The organism is Hydrogenophaga palleronii NBRC 102513, assembly GCF_001571225.1.
In the GTDB taxonomy this organism is placed as follows: Bacteria; Pseudomonadota; Gammaproteobacteria; order Burkholderiales; family Burkholderiaceae_C; genus Hydrogenophaga; species Hydrogenophaga palleronii.
Map to the genome: position 1 here is coordinate 1 of NZ_BCTJ01000110.1, position 521 is coordinate 521.

General features: G+C 64.9%; 1 protein-coding gene. It reads left to right on the forward strand.

Annotation, left to right across the window (positions count from 1 at the left end; all coding sequences use genetic code 11):
- On the forward strand, positions 1–521 hold a 521-nt coding region (locus HPA01S_RS22490), incomplete at both ends, for a helix-turn-helix domain-containing protein (RefSeq protein WP_066273743.1).

The window sequence follows — 521 nt, forward strand, 5'->3', positions numbered from 1 at the left end:
GCCGCGCTGTTCAGCGTGGGGGACAAGTTCACCTCGCTCTACGCGGTGCGCTCGGGCTTTTTCAAGACCTGCGTGACCACCGCCGACGGGCGCGACCAGGTGACGGGTTTCCAGATGACGGGCGAGATCATCGGCCTGGACGGCATCGTGAGTGACCACCACTCCTGCAACGCCGTCGCCCTGGAAGACGCCGAGGTCTGCGTGATGCCGTTCGACCAGGTCGAACAACTCTCACGCGAGTTCACCACCCTGCAGCACCACGTGCACAAGATCATGAGCCGCGAGATCGTGCGCGACCACGGCGTGATGCTGCTGCTGGGCAGCATGCGCGCCGAGGAGCGCCTGGCGGCCTTCCTGCTCAACCTCGTGCAGCGGCTGCACGCGCGCGGCTTCTCGCAGTCCGAACTGGTGCTGCGCATGACGCGCGAGGAAATCGGCAGTTACCTGGGCATGAAGCTCGAGACCGTGAGCCGCACCTTCTCCAAGTTCGTGGAGGACGGCATCATCGATGTGAAGCAGCG